Here is a 16,667-nt window from a genome sequence, read left to right as displayed (position 1 = left end):
TACCCGGACAACTCTTTCACAGGAAACCCTATGCCCATCGTCGTCGAATCGCTGAACGAACCCAGCTATCAGGATCAGCAGGATCTGCAGAAGATCTACCACGATGCTCCGCGCTGGCTGATTGCGCCGTTCAACGATGAACTGCAATTGATTGAACACAGCCTGCGCGACGGCTCGCTGATCGCTGGACGCTTCAATGACCGACTGCTTGGCGCGGCACGCCTGCACCGACAGCAGGACATCTGGCAGCTATCCCATTTGTGCGTGCGAAAAATCACCCGGCGCCGTGGCGTGGCTGAACGCCTGGTCAGCGAAGCGCAAAAAATGGCCGAACTCGCGGGGGCCAAATTGCACTTGCAGGCTCCGGCCGGGCACCTCGAAGCCCAGGCACTGGCTGCCAAGCTCAAACTGCCGCTGGACCAGCTCTAGAGCGATCACTGACCAGTCGTCGGTTTCGGGGCGCTATACTCCCTGGCTAAATTCGACATTGACTCATTACAAGGACTCGCCCATGAAAGCGTTCGGCAAAATCCTGGGTTTGGTACTTCTCGGGTTGTTGCTGATCATTGTGGCGCTGGGCTTTGCCCTGACCCACTTCTTCGATCCCAACGACTACAAAGACGAGATCCGCCAAATTGCCCGCGACAAGGCCCACATCGAGCTGACGCTCAATGGCGATATCGGCTGGAGCCTGTTCCCCTGGCTCGGACTTGAGCTGCACGATGCCGGTGTCGCGACCCTGGCCAATCCGACCCAGCCGTTTGCCGACCTGCAAATGCTTGGCCTGTCCGTGCGGGTGCTGCCGTTGCTGCGCCGTGAAGTGCAGATGAGCGATGTCCGCGTCGAAGGCCTGAACCTGCGCCTCAACCGTGACAAGAATGGCCACGGTAACTGGGAAGACATCGGCAAGGTCCCGCCCGTCGCCGCCAAGGCGGATGCGCCAGCTACCGGCAGCACCAGCGAACCGGTTGCCGAAGTACCCGCCACTGCGGAAAAACCGGCCCAACCGATTCGTCTCGACATCGACAGCCTGACCGTGAACAACGCCCGGGTTGAATACAACGATGAGCAAACCGGCAAGCAATTCAGCGCCGAAAGCATCCAGCTGAGCACCGGCCCGGTGCACGACGCGACCAACATTCAGGTCAAGCTGACCGCGTTCCTGGCCAGCAACCAGCCGGACGTACGGGTGCGCACTGAACTCAATGGCGAGTTGCGTTTCGAACGCGCCCTCCAGCGCTACCAGTTCGAAGACATGAAACTGGCAGGCGAAATCTCCGGCGAACCGCTGCAAGGCAAGATCGTGACCTATGCCGCTCAAGGTCAACTGTTGCTGGATAGAGCAGCGAACGTCGCCGAATGGACCGGCATCAAGATCTCTGCCAACCAGTTGCGTGCGCTTGGCGAGCTGAAAGTCAACAACCTGGACAAAACCCCGCAAATCAGCGGCGGAGTGTCGATTGCGCAATTCGACCTGGCGAAGTTTGTCGACAGCATCGGCCAGAAACTCCCGGCCATGGCCGAGGGCAGCCTGAGCAAAGTCGAACTGGTCAGTCGTCTCGCGGGCACCCCGAGCAGTGTGGTGCTGGACGATCTCAACCTGAAAGTCGACGACAGCAGCTTCAGCGGGCGTATCGCCGTCGAGGATTTCGCCAAGCAATCATTGCGCGTGCAGCTCAAGGGCGACACCTTCAACGCTGATCGCTACCTGCCGCCAAAATCCGCCGAAGCCAACAGCGCTGCAGTGGCTCGTCAGTCGGAAGTCAGCAGCACCGAGACCAACGCGCTGGCCGGCGCTGGCAGCACACCACTGCCGAACGCCCCGACCAAAGGCGCCTGGAGCAGCGACAAACTGATTCCGTCAGAACGCCTGAGCAAGCTTGATCTGGACGCCGACCTGACCTTCGGCCAACTGACCCTCGACAAGCTGTCGATCCAGAACGCCGCGCTGAAAGCCACTGGCCAGGGCGGCCTGCTGACTCTGGAAAACCTGCGTGGCGATCTCTACAACGGCAACTTCGCTGCCAAGGGCACGCTCGATGTTCGTCAGCCCGTGCCGGTGCTGAGCCTGCAAACGCAGATCAGCAAAGTCCCGGTGGAGAACATTCTCGAAAGCCAAGGGAAAAAACCGCCAGTCAAAGGCCTGGTCACGCTCAACAGCAACCTGACCGCCAGCGGCAACAGCCAGAAAGCACTGATCGACAGCCTCAACGGCACGGCCAGTTTCGTGCTCAATAACGGCGTGCTGCTCAACGCCAACCTTGAGCAACAACTGTGCAAAGGCATCGCCACCCTGAACCACAAAACCCTCAGTGGCGAACCGCATGGCAAGGACACCCCCTTTCAGGAACTCAAGGGCAACCTGACGTTACGCAATGGCGTGGCCAGCAATCCAGACCTGAAAGTCCGCATCCCGGGCATGACCGTCAACGGCAACGGTGACGTCGACCTGCGTGTGCTGGGCATGGATTACCGCATCGGCATCATCGTCGAAGGCGACAAGAGCGACATGCCGGACCCGGCCTGCCAGGTCAACGAGCGTTACGCTGGCATCGAGTGGCCATTGCGCTGCCGTGGCCCGCTGGAACTCGGTGCCAAGGCCTGCCGCCTGGATAACGAGCGTCTCGGCCAGGTTGCGGGCAAGTTGGCGGGCGACAAGCTCGGCGAAAAAATCGATGAGAAACTCGGCGACAAAGTCAGTCCGGAACTGAAAAACGCCCTCAAGGGGTTGTTCAAGCGATGAAAGTCGAGCAGTTCTCAACCGCGGTGCTGGACTGGTATGACCGCCACGGCCGCCACGACCTGCCCTGGCAACAGGGCATCACCCCGTATCGGGTGTGGGTCTCGGAAATCATGTTGCAGCAGACCCAGGTCAGCACGGTGCTGAACTACTTCGATCGGTTCATGGCGTCGCTGCCAACGGTCGAAGCCCTGGCCGCCGCGCCGGAAGATGAAGTGCTGCACCTGTGGACCGGACTGGGTTACTACACCCGTGCGCGCAACCTGCAAAAAACCGCGAAGATCGTCGTTGCCGAGTACGGCGGCGAGTTTCCCCGGGATGTCGAAAAACTCACTGACTTGCCTGGCATTGGCCTGTCCACCGCGGGCGCCATCGCCAGCCTGAGCATGGGCCTGCGCGCGCCGATCCTCGATGGCAACGTCAAACGGGTGCTGGCACGCTTTACCGCGCAAGAGGGCTACCCCGGCGAACCAAAGGTTGCCAAACAGCTGTGGGCCAACGCTGAGCGCTTTACACCTTATGATCGAGTCAACGCCTACACCCAGGCGATGATGGATCTGGGCGCGACGCTCTGCACCCGCAGCAAGCCAAGTTGCCTGCTGTGTCCGCTGGAAAAGGGCTGCGAAGCGCACATGCTCGGCCTGGAAACCCGCTACCCGATCCCCAAACCGCGTAAAACCGTGCCACAGAAGCGCACACTGATGCCGATGCTCGCCAACCGCGACGGCGCCATTCTGCTTTACCGCCGCCCTTCCACGGGCTTGTGGGGCGGTTTGTGGAGCCTGCCGGAACTCGACGACCTCGGCGATCTGGAACATCTGGCACTGCAACACTCGCTGGAACTGGGCAAGCACGTTGAGCTGCCGAGCCTGGTCCACACCTTCAGCCATTTCCAACTGGCTATCGAACCCTGGCTGGTCCAGGTCCAGGAGGCTGGCCATCACGTGGCCGAGGCCGACTGGCTCTGGTATAACCTCGCCACCCCGCCGCGCCTGGGCCTTGCCGCCCCGGTGAAAAAACTGCTGAAGCGCGCGGCCGATGTATTGAACGCAGGAGAGTCGTCATGACCCGCACCATCATGTGCCGCAAGTACAAAGAAGAACTGCCAGGCCTGGAGCGCGCCCCGTTCCCGGGCGCCAAAGGTCAGGACATTTTTGACCACGTCTCGGCCAAGGCCTGGGCCGACTGGCAAAAACACCAGACCCTGCTGATCAACGAAAAACGCCTGAACATGATGAACGCCGAAGACCGTAAATATCTTCAGGGCGAGATGGACAAGTACTTCTCCGGCGAGGAATACGCCAAGGCCGAAGGCTACGTTCCACCCGCCGAGTAATCCCGTAAAAACGGGGGTTGGATCGTAAGCGACGGTAATAATTAAATATTTTTTGAAAACTTGCTTGACGACCCCCTGAAAAACCCGTTTAATGCGCCCCGTTGCCCAGATAGCTCAGTCGGTAGAGCAGGGGATTGAAAATCCCCGTGTCGGCGGTTCGATTCCGTCTCTGGGCACCAAATACCGAAAACCCTGAATCGCAAGATTCAGGGTTTTTTTATGCCCGCGATTTAGTGGCACCGCGCAAAAGCCGTCATCCCTAACTATTACTGTTGCCCTTCCAGTGGAAGACCAGATTGCGTGCAGCACCGTTGCCGACGTCGGCGGTATCACGCAGCACTTCACCATTACGCGTCGCGACAACGGTGTACTTGCCAGCGGGTAGCTGAACGTAAACCAGAGGACCGGCCTGACTCAGGGTCAGCACGGTTTTCCCTGGGGCGCTCTGAATGACCAGATCTACGTCGGGAACATATTTATTCTCCGCCCCGGTGGAAAAGGTCATGTGCAGGTTGTAGCCCTTGGTTTGCTGAATGGCCTTTGACTCATCCTCGCCGATACCACCGGACAGGTAGGTGATCCCGTTTTGCTGTTGCTGCTGGACTTGCACGGCTGAACTGTCGATCGGCTCAACACTGGCAGCCCGCGACACGACGGGAAGCATCAGTAAGCCGGCAGCCGCAAGGGGCAGCATAAGTGAATGAACGTACCTCATGATGACGACTCCCGGGCTCCACAGAACCCTATCTGTTACACCTTTTTTGATTGCTGACCGAGGATCAGGGTTTTAGATCGATTCGGACTTGAGCTCAGTGCAAAACGGACCAAACGCTCAGTACACCCGAACCAGATCCTCCGTACGTGACGCACGGCATCGCCCGTGACCGCCGACTCCAAAACATTGCAAAACGCCAACGTTGAAGTTCATTCTTGGGCTCGTCATCGTCAGGGCTCAGCCGATGAATCTACAAAGCGTACCTTCCACGCTCAGGCCAGAATCGTCAGCCGCAGAAACGCAAAGCAAGTCCTTCAAGGAGCCTGCCGCCGACGGCTTCATCCTTGGCGGCCTCACCTGGCGACACGCCCTCGTGGACGCAACGCGGCCGGTCGTCATCATCAACGCCGCCACCTCAGTCCGCTGCCGACACTACTCGCGCTTCGCCGATTACCTGTTCGCCAATGGCTTCGACGTCATCACCTATGACTACCGCGGCATCGGCGAATCTCGGCCGGCATCGCTGAAAGGACTTCAGGCTTCATGGACCGACTGGGGCGCGCTGGATTTCGAAGCGATCCTCAAACGCGCCCAGCGGGAGTTTCCCGGCCAGCCCATCGATGTGGTCGGCCACAGTTTCGGCGGCTGTGCAGCGGGGTTGGGCGCTTCAGGGCACGTGATCCGGCGCCTGGTGACCGTCGGCGCGCAGTTCGCCTACTGGCGCGACTATGCGCCAGCCCATCGCTGGCGGATGCTCGGCAAGTGGCACCTGCTGATGCCGTTAGTGACGCGGGTCTGCGGCTACTTCCCCGGTAAGCGCCTCGGCTGGCTGGAAGACACTCCCGCCGGCGTGGTTCGCGACTGGAGCACGCCCACCGCCCGCTACGAGAAGCGCCCCAGCGGTCGCGCCATCCACACCAGAAACGGCCGGCTGCCCTTCGCCAGCGTCACCGCACAAACCCTGGCCATCAGCCTCATCGACGATCCCTACGGCACAATTGCTGCCATCGAACGCCTGCTCAGCTACTTCACCAGCAGTACAAACACCCACCTGCGAATCGCCCCAGAAGACATCGGCGAAGAAGAAGTCGGACATTTCGCCTTTTTTCGCAGCCCATACCAAGCCACACTATGGCCCATCGCATTGTCATGGCTGCAAAACGGCGAGCTGCCCCCCGACACCCCCGGGCGGCGAGTGCCACGCAGCTGAGTGGCCTGCCCTCTCAACGAAATACGGAACGACGCCCATGGCATCCGCGAACAAACAACACAAACGCGCTACCCGCGCTAAAGCGAAGGCCAAGCAGAACCGCACTCAACGGGCCGCCGCACCGGTCGAGCTGGATCCGAACGACGATCGCATCGACTTCGAATCGGTGGACCTGACCGAACTGTTCAAAAAAATGATCGACGCCGAAAAAAACAGCCAGCAAGCAATGTGCGCGGCCTTCCTGGAAGACCCGTTGCTGGAGCTTGTGTACGAACAGGAAGGCGAGGAAGGCGCGATGGACTTCATCCTCGCCGCGCTGATCGAGTATCGCCAATGGTCCACCGAGACGGACGAAGCCGGCGCCCTGGCGTGGATCGAATCACCAGCCTTCCAGGCAGACTACGTGGCGGCGTCCGACGCCATCGCGGCCCAAACCCAACAGAAACCGAACTGAGTTCCCATGGCATCCCTGAACAAGCAACAGAAACGCGCCAAACGCGCCAAGCTCAAAGCCAGGCAAATCAATATTCACGGCAGAAAGCCCGCTGCGCTCGACAATGACCTGGGCGAACTCGGCGCACCGATTCCCGAGTACACCCTGGCGATGTTCAGCAAAATGCGTGAGGCCGAGGCCATCAGCCGCAACGACATGCTGCTGACCCTGCTGTCGAACCTCAGCGAAATCATCAACGACCACCCAGAACTGCTGGACATGGAAAACGCCGAGAACGAAGCCATGGCCGCCACTCACCTGGCCGCCGACATGCTGATCGACTACCGCATGTGGACCGATGGCATGGACCGTGAAGCCGCCCAGGCCTGGCTGACAGACCCGCAGTTCATCACCGACTTCGGCAATGCGCTGGACAGCTACCGAGAGTCGCTGGAAGAACCTGAGGCAAAAGCCGAATAACCCCCCCTGAAGAAGCTTGCGAAAACAAAAACGGCCGCTGTCATTCCTGACAGCGGCCGTTTTTTTTGAAGGTCATCACCCTATCGAAGAGCTGGCACTACCCTTCATCAGCCCCCGCGTATATCCCGTTGACATATCCCCGACACAACCTATCCTTGGGCTCTAAGCGCACCAAAAGCGGAGGACACCCCAATGGAACAGACCACCCTTTTCATGAGCAATCGAAGCCAGGCCGTCCGCTTGCCCAAAGCCGTGGCAATGCCTGAAGACGTCAAGCGCGTCAACGTTGTAGCCATTGGCCGCGCTCGCATCATCACGCCGGCCGATGAAGCCTGGGATAGCTGGTTCGATGGCGATAACGTCACTGCCGATTTTATGGCCGACCGCGAGCAACCGGCCGATCAGGAGCGCGAGTCGTTCTGATGATCAAATACATGCTCGATACCAACATCTGCATTTTTACCATCAAGAACAAACCACAGGTCGTACGCGAAGCATTCAATCGCCATCACGGCCAGCTGTGTATAAGCGCAGTCACGCTGATGGAATTGATTTACGGCGCTGAAAAATCGGCGGCGCCGGAAAAGAACCTGGCCGTCATCGAAGGTTTTGTAGCTCGTCTTGAAGTCCTGCCCTTCGACTACGAAGCCGCTGCCCACACCGGAATGATTCGCTCGGAACTTGCAAAGGCGGGCACACCGATAGGCCCTTACGACCACATGATTGCAGGACACGCGCGCTCACAAGGGTTCATTGTGGTGACGAATAATCTTCGGGAATTTGAGCGTGTTCCCGGATTGCGCGTAGAGGATTGGGTACACCTCGATTGAACTCGGCATCAGAAACAAAAACGGCCGCTGTCATTCCTGACAGCGGCCGTTTTCATTACGCGGAACCAATCAGCTCAACACGACCGCGCCACGCTGTTCCAGCTTGCGACGGCGAGCCACAAACAAACCGGCCGCCACCACCAAAAGACTCAACAGTCCCGTGGCGAGGATTTCCACGCGATGGGCATCCTGAAACAGCATGATGGTCAGGGCCGCCACGATGAATACGATCACCGCGTAGGTCAGGCCCGGAAACAGCCACATGCTGAAGGCGATTTTTTCACCGCGGGCCATGCGCTGTTTGCGCATGCGCAGTTGCGAAATCGCGATCACCAGGTACACCAACAGCGCAATAGCGCCGGAGCTGGCCAGCAGGAATTCGAACACCGCAGCCGGGGCCACGTAGTTGGCGAACACCGCGAGGAACGCCGCACAGGTCGACAACATGACGGCCCAGTACGGCGTGCCGCTCTTGTTGGTGCGCTGGGAAACGGCCGGTGCATCACCGCGCTTGCCCAGGGAGAACATCATGCGGGATGCGGTGTACAGCGCCGAGTTCAGGCAACTGGTCACAGCAACCAGCACCACGAGGTCGACGATCAGCTTGGCATTCGGGATGCCCATGCGCTCAAGCACGGTCTGATAGGAACCGACGCTGGCCAGAACCGGGTCGTTCCATGGCACGAGGGCCACAACGATGAAGATCGATACGAGGTAGAACAAGCCAATCCGCCAGATCACCGAATTGGTAGCCTTGGAGATTTGCTGGCCAGGGTTCTTCGACTCCGCGGCCGCGATGGTCACGATCTCGGTGCCCATGAAGGAAAACATGGTGGTCAGGATCGCGCCCAGTACAGCGCCCATGCCGTTTGGCAAGAAGCCCTGGGTGTCGAACAAGTGCGAAACGCCGCTGACCTGGCTGCCTGGCAGGAAGCCGAAGATCGCCATGACACCGAGGACAATGAAACCGATGATCGCCAGGACTTTGATCAGAGCGAACCAGAATTCGAACTCACCGTAGTTCTTCACGCTGAACAGGTTGGTCACTGTCAGCAGCAACGTGATGATCAGGGTAAATGCCCAGATGGCCACATTAGGGAACCAGGCATGCAGGATAGTCGCGGCAGCGTTGGCCTCCAGCGGGATTACCAGCACCCAGAACCACCAGTAGAGCCAGCCGATGGTGAAACCGGCCCAGTGACCGATGGCGCGATCGGCGTAGGTCGAGAAAGAGCCCGTGTCTGGAGAAGCAACGGCCATTTCGCCAAGCATGCGCATGACCAGCACTACCAGCATACCGGCGGCGGCGTAGGCCAACAGCACGGCCGGGCCTGCGGCGGCGATGGCGTGACCCGAGCCAACGAACAGGCCGGCGCCGATAACACCGGCAATCGACAGCATGGTCACATGGCGCGGTTTGAGCCCCTGTTCGAGGCCATTAGAGCTTTGGGTGCTGCTCATTGAAACTACCTTTGTAAGGAAAAGCGATTGCCTCCATCCCGCTTGGCATCCTTCTCGTAAAAAGAAGCCAACGGGGCGTTCTGGATTCTGCACGCAATAATTGCGCCAAAATGTTTCATACGCCTCTATCCCGGCGATCTCGCCTTTACCGGACAGTCATCGCAAGCCATTGAAATTAATGGCACTTCGCCAGAGCGTTACCCTGCCACCCACTTCACAAACGAATTCACGCACCAGAAACACACCAGAAAAACGGCTCACGCACAATAAAAGTGCGGATCGGGAACGTTTGTCCGGTTAGCGCTTCCAACACCCGGCCAAAGCTGGCACCATCGCGCCTTTTTTTACGCGACACCCACACAGACATGGCTTCAAACGTGGGATCGGTTGTTGATGGCGCGACAGTCTGCTGCGCTGAAGCGACAACCGGTCACGCACTGCCCGTCTACGCCCCGTGGGGCTGTTGGCCGCCATTCGACCGCTATGCTAGCTTGGCGCTTCGATAGAAAAGCCCGCCCAACAGCAGGAGCACAACAGAACTCAATGAGGACCGCACATGGCTGAGGCCACGCCCGCGCTTGAAATCCGCAACTTGCACAAACGCTACGGGACGCTTGAGGTGCTCAAGGGCGTCTCGCTGACCGCACGCGACGGCGATGTGATCTCGATCCTGGGTTCCTCCGGTTCCGGCAAGTCCACGTTCCTGCGCTGCATCAACCTGCTCGAAAACCCGCACCAGGGCCAGATTCTGGTGGCCGGCGAAGAGCTCAAGCTCAAGCCTGCGAAAAACGGCGAACTGGTCGCCGCCGACGGCAAGCAGATCAATCGACTGCGCAGCGAAATCGGTTTTGTATTTCAAAACTTTAACCTGTGGCCGCACATGAGCGTGCTCGACAACATCATCGAAGCGCCGCGCCGCGTCCTTGGGCAAAGCAAGTCCGAAGCCATCGAAGTGGCAGAAGCCTTGCTGGCCAAGGTCGGCATCGCCGACAAACGTCACGCCTACCCTGCAGAACTTTCCGGTGGCCAGCAGCAACGCGCCGCCATCGCCCGCACCTTGGCAATGCAACCCAAAGTTATTCTGTTTGACGAGCCGACTTCCGCGCTTGACCCGGAAATGGTTCAGGAAGTACTAAACGTGATCCGCGCCCTGGCCGAAGAAGGTCGCACCATGCTGTTGGTCACCCACGAAATGGGCTTCGCCCGTCAGGTGTCCAGTGAAGTGGTGTTCCTTCACCAGGGGCTCATAGAAGAGCAAGGATCGCCCCAGCAGGTGTTCGAAAACCCGCTTTCGGCGCGCTGCAAACAATTCATGTCCAGCAACCGCTAACGGAGCTACCTACATGCAGACTTACAAAAAACTCCTCCTGGCCGCGGCCGCCACACTGGTGTTTTCGGCCAATGCAATGGCTGCTGAAAAACTGAAGATGGGCATCGAAGCGGCTTACCCACCGTTCAACAATAAAGATGCCAGCGGCCAGGTGGTCGGCTTCGACAAAGACATCGGCGACGCCCTATGCGCCAAGATGCGGGTCGAATGCGAAGTCGTCACCTCTGACTGGGACGGCATCATTCCGGCACTGAACGCCAAGAAATTCGATTTCCTGATTTCCTCGCTGTCGATCACAGACGATCGCAAGCAGGCCGTTGATTTCACCGACCCGTACTACTCGAACAAACTGCAATTCATCGCACCGAAGAACGTCGACCTGAAAACCGACAAGGACTCGCTCAAAGGCAAGATCATCGGTACTCAGCGCGCCACCCTGGCCGGCACCTGGCTTGAGGACAATTACGGCAACGACGTCACCATCAAGCTGTATGACACTCAGGAAAACGCCTACCTGGACCTGACCTCCGGGCGCGTCGATGCGATCCTCGCCGACAAATACGCCAACTACGACTGGCTGAAAAGCGACGCCGGCAAAAACTACGAGTTCAAAGGCGAACCGGTGGTAGCCAGCGACAAAATCGGCATCGCCGTGCGCAAGGGTCAGGACGAACTGCGTAACAAGCTGAATGCCGCATTGAAAGAAATCGTCTCTGACGGCACCTACAAGAAGATCAACGACAAGTACTTCCCGTTCAGCATCTATTGATTCTGACTGGCCTGACCGGCACCGCTTTCTGACGGTGCCGGTCCTTGGCAATGCCTGCGGCAACTTGAATAGAAATCCATGACTATCGACCTCTACGGATTCGGCCCGGCGCTCGCCGCTGGTGCGCTGATGACCGTCAAACTGGCCCTCTCGGCGTTATGCCTGGGACTGGTGCTCGGCCTGCTCGGCGCCTTGGCCAAGACTTCCCCGTATAAGCCGTTGCAATGGCTTGGCGGCACCTACTCGACCCTGGTTCGCGGTATCCCGGAATTGCTCTGGGTGCTGTTGATCTACTTTGGCACGGTCAACCTGATGCGTGCCTTGGGCGAGTTTTTCGGCAACCCCGATCTCGCGCTCAATGCCTTCGCCGCCGGCGTGATTGCCCTGGGCCTGTGCTTCGGCGCCTATGCCACCGAAGTCTTTCGCGGGGCGATTCTGGCGATCCCCAAGGGTCACCGTGAAGCCGGCGTGGCACTGGGCTTGTCAAAGTTGCGGATTTTCACCCGGCTGATTCTGCCGCAGATGTGGCGCATCGCCCTGCCGGGCCTGGGCAACCTGTTCATGATCCTGATGAAGGACACCGCGCTGGTGTCGGTGATCGGCCTGGAAGAAATCATGCGTCATGCGCAAAACGGCGTCACCATGACCAAGCAGCCGTTCACCTTCTACATGGTCGCAGCCTTCATGTACCTGGGCCTGACGATTCTGGCCATGACCGGCATGCACCTGCTGGAAAAACGCGCCGCTCGCGGCTTCGCGAGGAGCACACAATGAACTGGGAAGTCATCATCAAGTGGCTGCCGAAACTGGCGCAGGGCGCGACCCTGACCCTGGAACTGGTGGCCATCGCCGTCGTCCTCGGCTTGCTGCTGGCGATTCCGCTGGGCATCGCCCGCTCGTCGCGCCTGTGGTACGTGCGCGCACTGCCTTACGCGTACATTTTCTTCTTCCGTGGCACGCCGTTGCTGGTGCAGCTGTTTCTGGTCTATTACGGCCTGGCGCAGTTCGATGCGGTCCGCGCGAGCGCAATGTGGCCATACCTGCGCGATCCGTTCTGGTGTGCCACCGCCACCATGACCCTGCACACTGCGGCCTACATCGCAGAGATCCTGCGCGGGGCGATCCAGGCCATCCCGAAGGGCGAGATCGAAGCCGCACGGGCACTGGGCATGTCGCGCCCCACGGCGCTGTTCTACATCATCCTGCCGCGTGCCGCGCGCATTGGCCTGCCGGCCTACAGCAACGAAGTGATCCTGATGCTCAAGGCCAGCGCCCTGGCCAGCACCGTGACCTTGCTGGAACTGACCGGCATGGCCCGCACCATCATTGCCCGGACCTACCTGCCCGTGGAGATCTTCTTCGCGGCCGGCATGTTCTACCTGTTGATGGCCTACATTCTGGTGCGTGGCTTCAAGCTGCTGGAGCGCTGGTTGCGCGTCGATGCCTGCCAGGGACGCTGATCGGCCGGTGCTTGCGGGCGAACAGTTGCTCGCCCGCTTCAAAGCGCTGGACGAGTTCCTGAGCGAACACCAGGCACTCTGGCGACCGCGTCCGTTTACCCATCGGCAACTGCCGTGGGAAACGGCCTATCCCGAACTGGCAGATTGGCTACGCCAGCGTTCGCTGGAAGACGCGGAAAACAGCCATAACCATCCTGAGCACCTTCTGGCGCCCGCACCTTTTCCAGGACTGGCCGCGCGGGCCATTGCCCTCAGCGCTGTAGGCAACCTTCCCGTTCATACGACTGAGCCTGCAACCCGACGACTGAATGTCGACGTGCCCGGTCGCAAATGGCAGCAGATCGAAGCCTTCGCCGGTTGCCTGCAATTTGCCGAAAAAACCCGACACTGGCTGGACTGGTGCTCGGGCAAGGGTCATTTGGGCCGACGCCTGCTGCAAGCCGACCAACAACTGACCTGCCTGGAATATGACCCGGCGCTGATCGCCAGCGGTCAGGCGCTGAGTCAACACCATCACCTCGCAGTCAATCATCTTCAACAAGATGTGATGGCCGCCGATGCGGCGGCGCGTCTGAGCACCGATCAGACACCGGTCGCCCTGCACGCCTGCGGCGATCTGCATGTACGATTGATGCAACTGGCCAGCGCGACCGGCTGTAAACAACTGGCCATTGCGCCGTGCTGTTATAACCGCATCAGCGCTCGCCAGTACCAGCCGCTGTCCGACGCAGCTAAAGGTTCCGACCTACAGCTTTCCCTCGACGATCTGGCCCTGCCGCTGAGTGAAACCGTCACCGCCGGTGCCCGCGTCCGACGTCAACGCGACACGTCCATGGCCCGCCGACTGGCATTCGACCTGCTGCAACGGCAACTGCGCAGTTGTGACAACTACCTGCCCACACCGTCGTTGCCCAGCGCCTGGCTGGATAAACCCTTCGCCGATTACTGCCGCGACCTCGCGGCGCTAAAAGACTTATCCACAGTCCCAGCGCAGGATTGGGTGGCGCTCGAAGCCTCTGGTTGGGAACGCCTGGCCCAGGTGCGTAATCTTGAACTGCTACGCGGCCTGTTCCGACGCCCCCTGGAGCTGTGGCTGGTACTCGACCGAGCGCTGTTTCTCGAAGAACAGGGTTACTCGGTGCGCCTGGGATTGTTCTGCGAAACCCCACTGACACCGCGCAATCTGATGCTGCTCGCCGAGCGTCGATAACCCCCTCCATTTCGATCAACAGCCTGTGGATAAGTCTGTTGATGAAACTTGATAAAAGCCTTTGGATCCATGGCTTATAGGCCATAAAAGCGCTTGGTCATTTTTTGTTCACATTAAAAAACAGGCGAAAAAACAGCCAGTTGCGATTTGTTGAGAACTGCTCCACAAAATAGGCCGTAAACGCAGCGAAACCACCTCCCGCTGTGCATAAGCATTAATCCGAAAGGTCATAACCAACCTCCACATTCTGAACTATCGTTGCCAGGCGCCAGAAATCTCTGGCGCGTACGGCTCCACCATGGAAGGCCCCGTGCCGCAAAGCTACCCGTCGCCCCCTCGACAGGCCTGCCAATCCCTCCCGTACTTGGCTGCTATGCCCACACACTTTCTGATTGAAGATCGCTACACTCCGCCATCTTGCACGCTGCGACAAACAACCCACGCAACGAGGCCGAGCTGCACGCTCTGCGCAACAGCCGCTCGTGGCGGGCAATTCAGACACTCAAAAATGTGCTGGTTCGCACCTGACGCTTCAGACCTCACATCGGGCGGAAACAACGCAATGACTCTCGACACCTTGATCCTGCACTGGCGCTCAGAAGTCTCGAACAAGAAAAAGCCCGGAAGCCGCATCGGGCTGATCAGCAACATCTTCAGAAGAATCAGAAGGAACAACACTCTCAGGTATTTGTTCTGGTTCAGGCTTGCCCAGTATCTGAATAGCGGAAATGCGTTCGCGCGGCTCTATGCCAAACGCATGGAGAGGAAAATCAACCTCAAGTACGGGGTCGACATCAGCATTGATGCCGAGATAGGGCCAGGTTTTCGCATCGGCCACCTGCCTGGCGTCGTCATCACCGGTTACATCAAAATCGGGCGGAATTTCTTCATTCGCCAAAACACAACGATTGGCATAAAAACCATGGGCCTGGACGAGTACAACCTGGTGATTGGCGACAACGTCAGCGTCGGGGCGAACAGTTGCATCATCGCCGACAGCCTCTCAATCGGTGACAACGTCACAATCGGAGCCATGTCATTCGTCAACAAAAGCATCCCGGCGGACAGCACTTTTTACAATGCACGATAACCACAGGCTGATCGAAAGCAGCCCCGGAGCGCTCAAGCACACACAAGGGCGCGAACCTTGTCAGAGTCCTGCTGAAAAATAGTCAGTAATCAGGGGTTTACAGAACCACGCCAATCGCTATAATCGTCGCCCAACACGCCGGTATAGCTCAGTTGGTAGAGCAACTGACTTGTAATCAGTAGGTCCCGGGTTCGACTCCTGGTGCCGGCACCACATTCAAAGCCCCGCAATGCGGGGCTTTGCTGTTTCTGGGGCTTATTCAAGCCCCTGCTTCACTTCTTCGAAATGTCCACAAAGTGTCCACACCCAACCGCCAAAGGGTTGAGATTGACCACTTCCGCAAGGTGGCCAGGGCTGAAGTGCGCGTATTTCATCGTCATTGCCAACGAGGCATGCCCTAGCACCCGTTGCAACGTCAGGATATCCCCACCGTTCATCATGTAGTGACTGGCGAAGGTATGGCGTAACACATGGGTCAACTGGCAGATCCAATGCCACCGCATCAACGGACTCGCCAAACTTCTTGTAGCAATCACCAAAGGGCATCGCCTTCTTGATTTGCTTTTGCAACTCTTCAGAAATCGGCACAGCTCGATTCTTTGACGACTTCGTGCGAGTGAAGTGAATGCGGCAATCACGGACCTGTCGGGCAGTGAGACTTTCAGCTTCCGACCATCGAGCTCCTGTCGCCAAGCACATCCGACGCGCCAGCCGGCGCGGGAATCTGCGAAGACTTCCGGCTGCGCTATGCCGTGGACATTGAAGTGCTAGGGCCAGCCGGTGAACCCGATCCGCAACTGCCCCAGCTCGACGGCGTGCCGCTGCCCACCGGTGGCGAAGAAATGGGCATGTATGCCTTTCCGGAGGAAGGTACTCAGGTGGTGGTGTGCTTTCCCTACGGCCTGCCGAACAAGCCCTACATCCCGACGATCCTGCCTCACGGCCTGAGCTTGCCTAAGGTGCCGAAGTGTGATCAGGTCTGGCGGCACAGCGAAGCCGCCCAACAGCGCGTCGACGCCGATGGTAACTGGCTACGCCAGACAGACGGCAAGATCACCGACAAGGCGATCGAGCGCGACGTGGAAGCCCTGGAGAACCGCGAGCAGTATCAGAGCCACACCCAGACGATTGACGACCATTCGACCGAGTCGGTGGGTGGGGTTAAAAAGATTGAAGACCTGGGTGCGCTGAAGCTGCTGTCGGGCGGCTCCTCGAGCCTAGCTGCGGTGGATGATCTGCACCAGGCGACCGGTCGGGATTTAAACCTGGTGGTGGGGCAGAAACACAACGCCACGGTGGGTGGCGATATGCAGGAGCGGATTCAGGGCCTGCGCAAGAGCGTGACCCGGATCAGCCAGCAGATACAGGCGCCGAAAAGCTGGATCGGGTCCGGTGGTGTGAACCTATTTTAGATCGTGTGCGACATGCTTGATCTGTTGCAACAGATGAACACGCAACTCGCAGCACACACCCATGGTCCTACTCCTGTTTCTGGGAATGCGGCTGCGTTCACTGTCAACTCGGGCACTTCGTTGCAGCTCGCTGGCAAGCTGAAACCCATCACTCTGTAGCGAAATGTCTCTGTCCATGGCTCTGTGCTTGC

Annotated in this window: 18 protein-coding genes, 2 tRNA genes and 1 pseudogene; 18 read left to right on the top strand and 3 right to left on the bottom strand. The window is 58.9% G+C overall.

Annotation, left to right across the window (positions count from 1 at the left end):
• Positions 1 to 30 precede the first annotated feature (30 nt).
• The 5 genes from AC1RJ3_RS00175 (at position 31) to AC1RJ3_RS00155 (ending at position 4,255) form a co-directional block, all read left to right on the top strand.
• Entirely contained in the window at positions 31 to 429 is a 399-nt protein-coding gene (locus tag AC1RJ3_RS00175) for an acetyl-CoA sensor PanZ family protein (RefSeq protein ID WP_054595154.1), read from the top strand.
• 82 nt (positions 430 to 511) lie between these two features.
• Positions 512 to 2,743, top strand: a complete 2,232-nt coding sequence (locus tag AC1RJ3_RS00170) for an AsmA family protein (protein WP_493076891.1) — start codon at positions 512 to 514, stop codon at positions 2,741 to 2,743.
• The gene (gene mutY, locus AC1RJ3_RS00165) at positions 2,740 to 3,807 is read left to right on the top strand and encodes an A/G-specific adenine glycosylase (protein ID WP_493076889.1); all 1,068 of its coding nucleotides are present in this window, start codon (positions 2,740 to 2,742) and stop codon (positions 3,805 to 3,807) included. The genes AC1RJ3_RS00170 and mutY overlap by 4 nt, the downstream gene beginning before the upstream one ends.
• Positions 3,804 to 4,076: an oxidative damage protection protein gene (locus AC1RJ3_RS00160; protein WP_054595151.1), complete on the top strand. Its 273-nt coding sequence runs from the start codon at positions 3,804 to 3,806 to the stop codon at positions 4,074 to 4,076. The genes mutY and AC1RJ3_RS00160 overlap by 4 nt, the downstream gene beginning before the upstream one ends.
• 103 nt (positions 4,077 to 4,179) lie before the next feature.
• Positions 4,180 to 4,255: transfer RNA gene (locus AC1RJ3_RS00155), tRNA-Phe, on the top strand.
• 80 nt (positions 4,256 to 4,335) lie between these two features.
• Here the strand turns inward: AC1RJ3_RS00155 and AC1RJ3_RS00150 are convergent.
• Positions 4,336 to 4,791 carry a carboxypeptidase regulatory-like domain-containing protein gene (locus AC1RJ3_RS00150; RefSeq protein ID WP_493076887.1) on the bottom strand — a complete coding sequence of 152 codons (456 nt, stop codon included), beginning with the start codon at positions 4,789 to 4,791 and terminating at the stop codon, positions 4,336 to 4,338.
• 244 nt (positions 4,792 to 5,035) lie between these two features.
• Here AC1RJ3_RS00150 and AC1RJ3_RS00145 point away from each other — a divergent pair, with 244 nt between their 5' ends.
• From AC1RJ3_RS00145 to vapC, 5 genes are all read left to right on the top strand, one after another.
• Positions 5,036 to 6,001, top strand: coding sequence for an alpha/beta hydrolase family protein (locus AC1RJ3_RS00145; protein ID WP_493076885.1), 966 nt, complete (start codon positions 5,036 to 5,038; stop codon positions 5,999 to 6,001).
• 37 nt (positions 6,002 to 6,038) lie between these two features.
• Entirely contained in the window at positions 6,039 to 6,455 is a 417-nt protein-coding gene (locus AC1RJ3_RS00140) for a hypothetical protein (RefSeq protein ID WP_493076883.1), read from the top strand.
• 6 nt (positions 6,456 to 6,461) lie between these two features.
• Positions 6,462 to 6,914 carry a hypothetical protein gene (locus AC1RJ3_RS00135; protein ID WP_493076881.1) on the top strand — a complete coding sequence of 151 codons (453 nt, stop codon included), beginning with the start codon at positions 6,462 to 6,464 and terminating at the stop codon, positions 6,912 to 6,914.
• Between the two features lie 192 nt (positions 6,915 to 7,106).
• Positions 7,107 to 7,337 (top strand): type II toxin-antitoxin system VapB family antitoxin, encoded by a 231-nt coding sequence (gene vapB, locus AC1RJ3_RS00130; protein WP_054595147.1) that lies wholly within the window; start codon positions 7,107 to 7,109, stop codon positions 7,335 to 7,337.
• Positions 7,337 to 7,744 (top strand): type II toxin-antitoxin system tRNA(fMet)-specific endonuclease VapC, encoded by a 408-nt coding sequence (gene vapC / locus AC1RJ3_RS00125; RefSeq protein ID WP_054595146.1) that lies wholly within the window; start codon positions 7,337 to 7,339, stop codon positions 7,742 to 7,744. Before vapB ends, vapC begins: the two co-directional genes overlap by 1 nt.
• Positions 7,745 to 7,813: 69 nt before the next feature.
• Here the strand turns inward: vapC and gabP are convergent, their stop codons facing one another.
• Entirely contained in the window at positions 7,814 to 9,205 is a 1,392-nt protein-coding gene (gene gabP, locus AC1RJ3_RS00120; protein ID WP_347928635.1) for a GABA permease, read from the bottom strand.
• Between the two features lie 556 nt (positions 9,206 to 9,761).
• Between gabP and AC1RJ3_RS00115 the strand changes: the two genes are divergently transcribed.
• From AC1RJ3_RS00115 to AC1RJ3_RS00085, 7 genes are all read left to right on the top strand, one after another.
• Positions 9,762 to 10,535 (top strand): ABC transporter ATP-binding protein, encoded by a 774-nt coding sequence (locus tag AC1RJ3_RS00115; RefSeq protein WP_103319701.1) that lies wholly within the window; start codon positions 9,762 to 9,764, stop codon positions 10,533 to 10,535.
• A 13-nt stretch (positions 10,536 to 10,548) separates the two neighbouring features.
• A complete protein-coding gene (locus AC1RJ3_RS00110; RefSeq protein ID WP_103319702.1) occupies positions 10,549 to 11,304 on the top strand; it encodes an ABC transporter substrate-binding protein in 756 nt (251 codons plus the stop codon).
• A gap of 78 nt (positions 11,305 to 11,382) precedes the next feature.
• The gene (locus AC1RJ3_RS00105; protein ID WP_347928633.1) at positions 11,383 to 12,078 is read left to right on the top strand and encodes an ABC transporter permease; all 696 of its coding nucleotides are present in this window, start codon (positions 11,383 to 11,385) and stop codon (positions 12,076 to 12,078) included.
• The gene (locus AC1RJ3_RS00100) at positions 12,075 to 12,764 is read left to right on the top strand and encodes an ABC transporter permease (protein WP_071552393.1); all 690 of its coding nucleotides are present in this window, start codon (positions 12,075 to 12,077) and stop codon (positions 12,762 to 12,764) included. The genes AC1RJ3_RS00105 and AC1RJ3_RS00100 overlap by 4 nt, the downstream gene beginning before the upstream one ends.
• Complete coding sequence (locus AC1RJ3_RS00095; RefSeq protein ID WP_493076877.1) at positions 12,745 to 13,974, top strand: methyltransferase; 1,230 nt, start codon at positions 12,745 to 12,747, stop codon at positions 13,972 to 13,974. Before AC1RJ3_RS00100 ends, AC1RJ3_RS00095 begins: the two co-directional genes overlap by 20 nt.
• 562 nt (positions 13,975 to 14,536) lie before the next feature.
• Positions 14,537 to 15,064, top strand: coding sequence for a serine acetyltransferase (locus tag AC1RJ3_RS00090; protein ID WP_493076875.1), 528 nt, complete (start codon positions 14,537 to 14,539; stop codon positions 15,062 to 15,064).
• 137 nt (positions 15,065 to 15,201) lie between these two features.
• A tRNA-Thr gene (locus tag AC1RJ3_RS00085) sits at positions 15,202 to 15,277 on the top strand.
• 59 nt (positions 15,278 to 15,336) lie between these two features.
• Here the strand turns inward: AC1RJ3_RS00085 and AC1RJ3_RS00080 are convergent.
• Positions 15,337 to 15,567 carry a tyrosine-type recombinase/integrase gene (locus tag AC1RJ3_RS00080; protein WP_493076873.1) on the bottom strand — a complete coding sequence of 77 codons (231 nt, stop codon included), beginning with the start codon at positions 15,565 to 15,567 and terminating at the stop codon, positions 15,337 to 15,339.
• Between the two features lie 171 nt (positions 15,568 to 15,738).
• On the opposite strand from AC1RJ3_RS00080, the pseudogene AC1RJ3_RS00075 reads away from it, so the two are divergent.
• Positions 15,739 to 16,635: pseudogene (locus AC1RJ3_RS00075) on the top strand (phage baseplate assembly protein V).
• Positions 16,636 to 16,667 lie beyond the last annotated feature (32 nt).

The organism is Pseudomonas sp. GW822-FHT04C11 (genome assembly GCF_058800905.1).
Note: the sequence above shows the minus strand (reverse complement) of the source record. Positions and strands in the feature narration are given on the sequence as shown.

Bases quoted from the DNA above. Each gene is read 5' to 3' on its own strand.
- AC1RJ3_RS00175 (WP_054595154.1), top strand. From the start codon at position 31: ATGCCCATCGTCGTCGAATCGCTGAACGAACCCAGCTATCAGGATCAG.
- AC1RJ3_RS00170 (WP_493076891.1), top strand. From the start codon at position 512: ATGAAAGCGTTCGGCAAAATCCTGGGTTTGGTACTTCTCGGGTTGTTG.
- mutY (WP_493076889.1), top strand. From the start codon at position 2,740: ATGAAAGTCGAGCAGTTCTCAACCGCGGTGCTGGACTGGTATGACCGC.
- AC1RJ3_RS00160 (WP_054595151.1), top strand. From the start codon at position 3,804: ATGACCCGCACCATCATGTGCCGCAAGTACAAAGAAGAACTGCCAGGC.
- AC1RJ3_RS00150 (WP_493076887.1), bottom strand. From the start codon at position 4,791: ATGAGGTACGTTCATTCACTTATGCTGCCCCTTGCGGCTGCCGGCTTA.
- AC1RJ3_RS00145 (WP_493076885.1), top strand. From the start codon at position 5,036: ATGAATCTACAAAGCGTACCTTCCACGCTCAGGCCAGAATCGTCAGCC.
- AC1RJ3_RS00140 (WP_493076883.1), top strand. From the start codon at position 6,039: ATGGCATCCGCGAACAAACAACACAAACGCGCTACCCGCGCTAAAGCG.
- AC1RJ3_RS00135 (WP_493076881.1), top strand. From the start codon at position 6,462: ATGGCATCCCTGAACAAGCAACAGAAACGCGCCAAACGCGCCAAGCTC.
- vapB (WP_054595147.1), top strand. From the start codon at position 7,107: ATGGAACAGACCACCCTTTTCATGAGCAATCGAAGCCAGGCCGTCCGC.
- vapC (WP_054595146.1), top strand. From the start codon at position 7,337: ATGATCAAATACATGCTCGATACCAACATCTGCATTTTTACCATCAAG.
- gabP (WP_347928635.1), bottom strand. From the start codon at position 9,205: ATGAGCAGCACCCAAAGCTCTAATGGCCTCGAACAGGGGCTCAAACCG.
- AC1RJ3_RS00115 (WP_103319701.1), top strand. From the start codon at position 9,762: ATGGCTGAGGCCACGCCCGCGCTTGAAATCCGCAACTTGCACAAACGC.
- AC1RJ3_RS00110 (WP_103319702.1), top strand. From the start codon at position 10,549: ATGCAGACTTACAAAAAACTCCTCCTGGCCGCGGCCGCCACACTGGTG.
- AC1RJ3_RS00105 (WP_347928633.1), top strand. From the start codon at position 11,383: ATGACTATCGACCTCTACGGATTCGGCCCGGCGCTCGCCGCTGGTGCG.
- AC1RJ3_RS00100 (WP_071552393.1), top strand. From the start codon at position 12,075: ATGAACTGGGAAGTCATCATCAAGTGGCTGCCGAAACTGGCGCAGGGC.
- AC1RJ3_RS00095 (WP_493076877.1), top strand. From the start codon at position 12,745: ATGCCTGCCAGGGACGCTGATCGGCCGGTGCTTGCGGGCGAACAGTTG.
- AC1RJ3_RS00090 (WP_493076875.1), top strand. From the start codon at position 14,537: ATGACTCTCGACACCTTGATCCTGCACTGGCGCTCAGAAGTCTCGAAC.
- AC1RJ3_RS00080 (WP_493076873.1), bottom strand. From the start codon at position 15,567: ATGCGGTGGCATTGGATCTGCCAGTTGACCCATGTGTTACGCCATACC.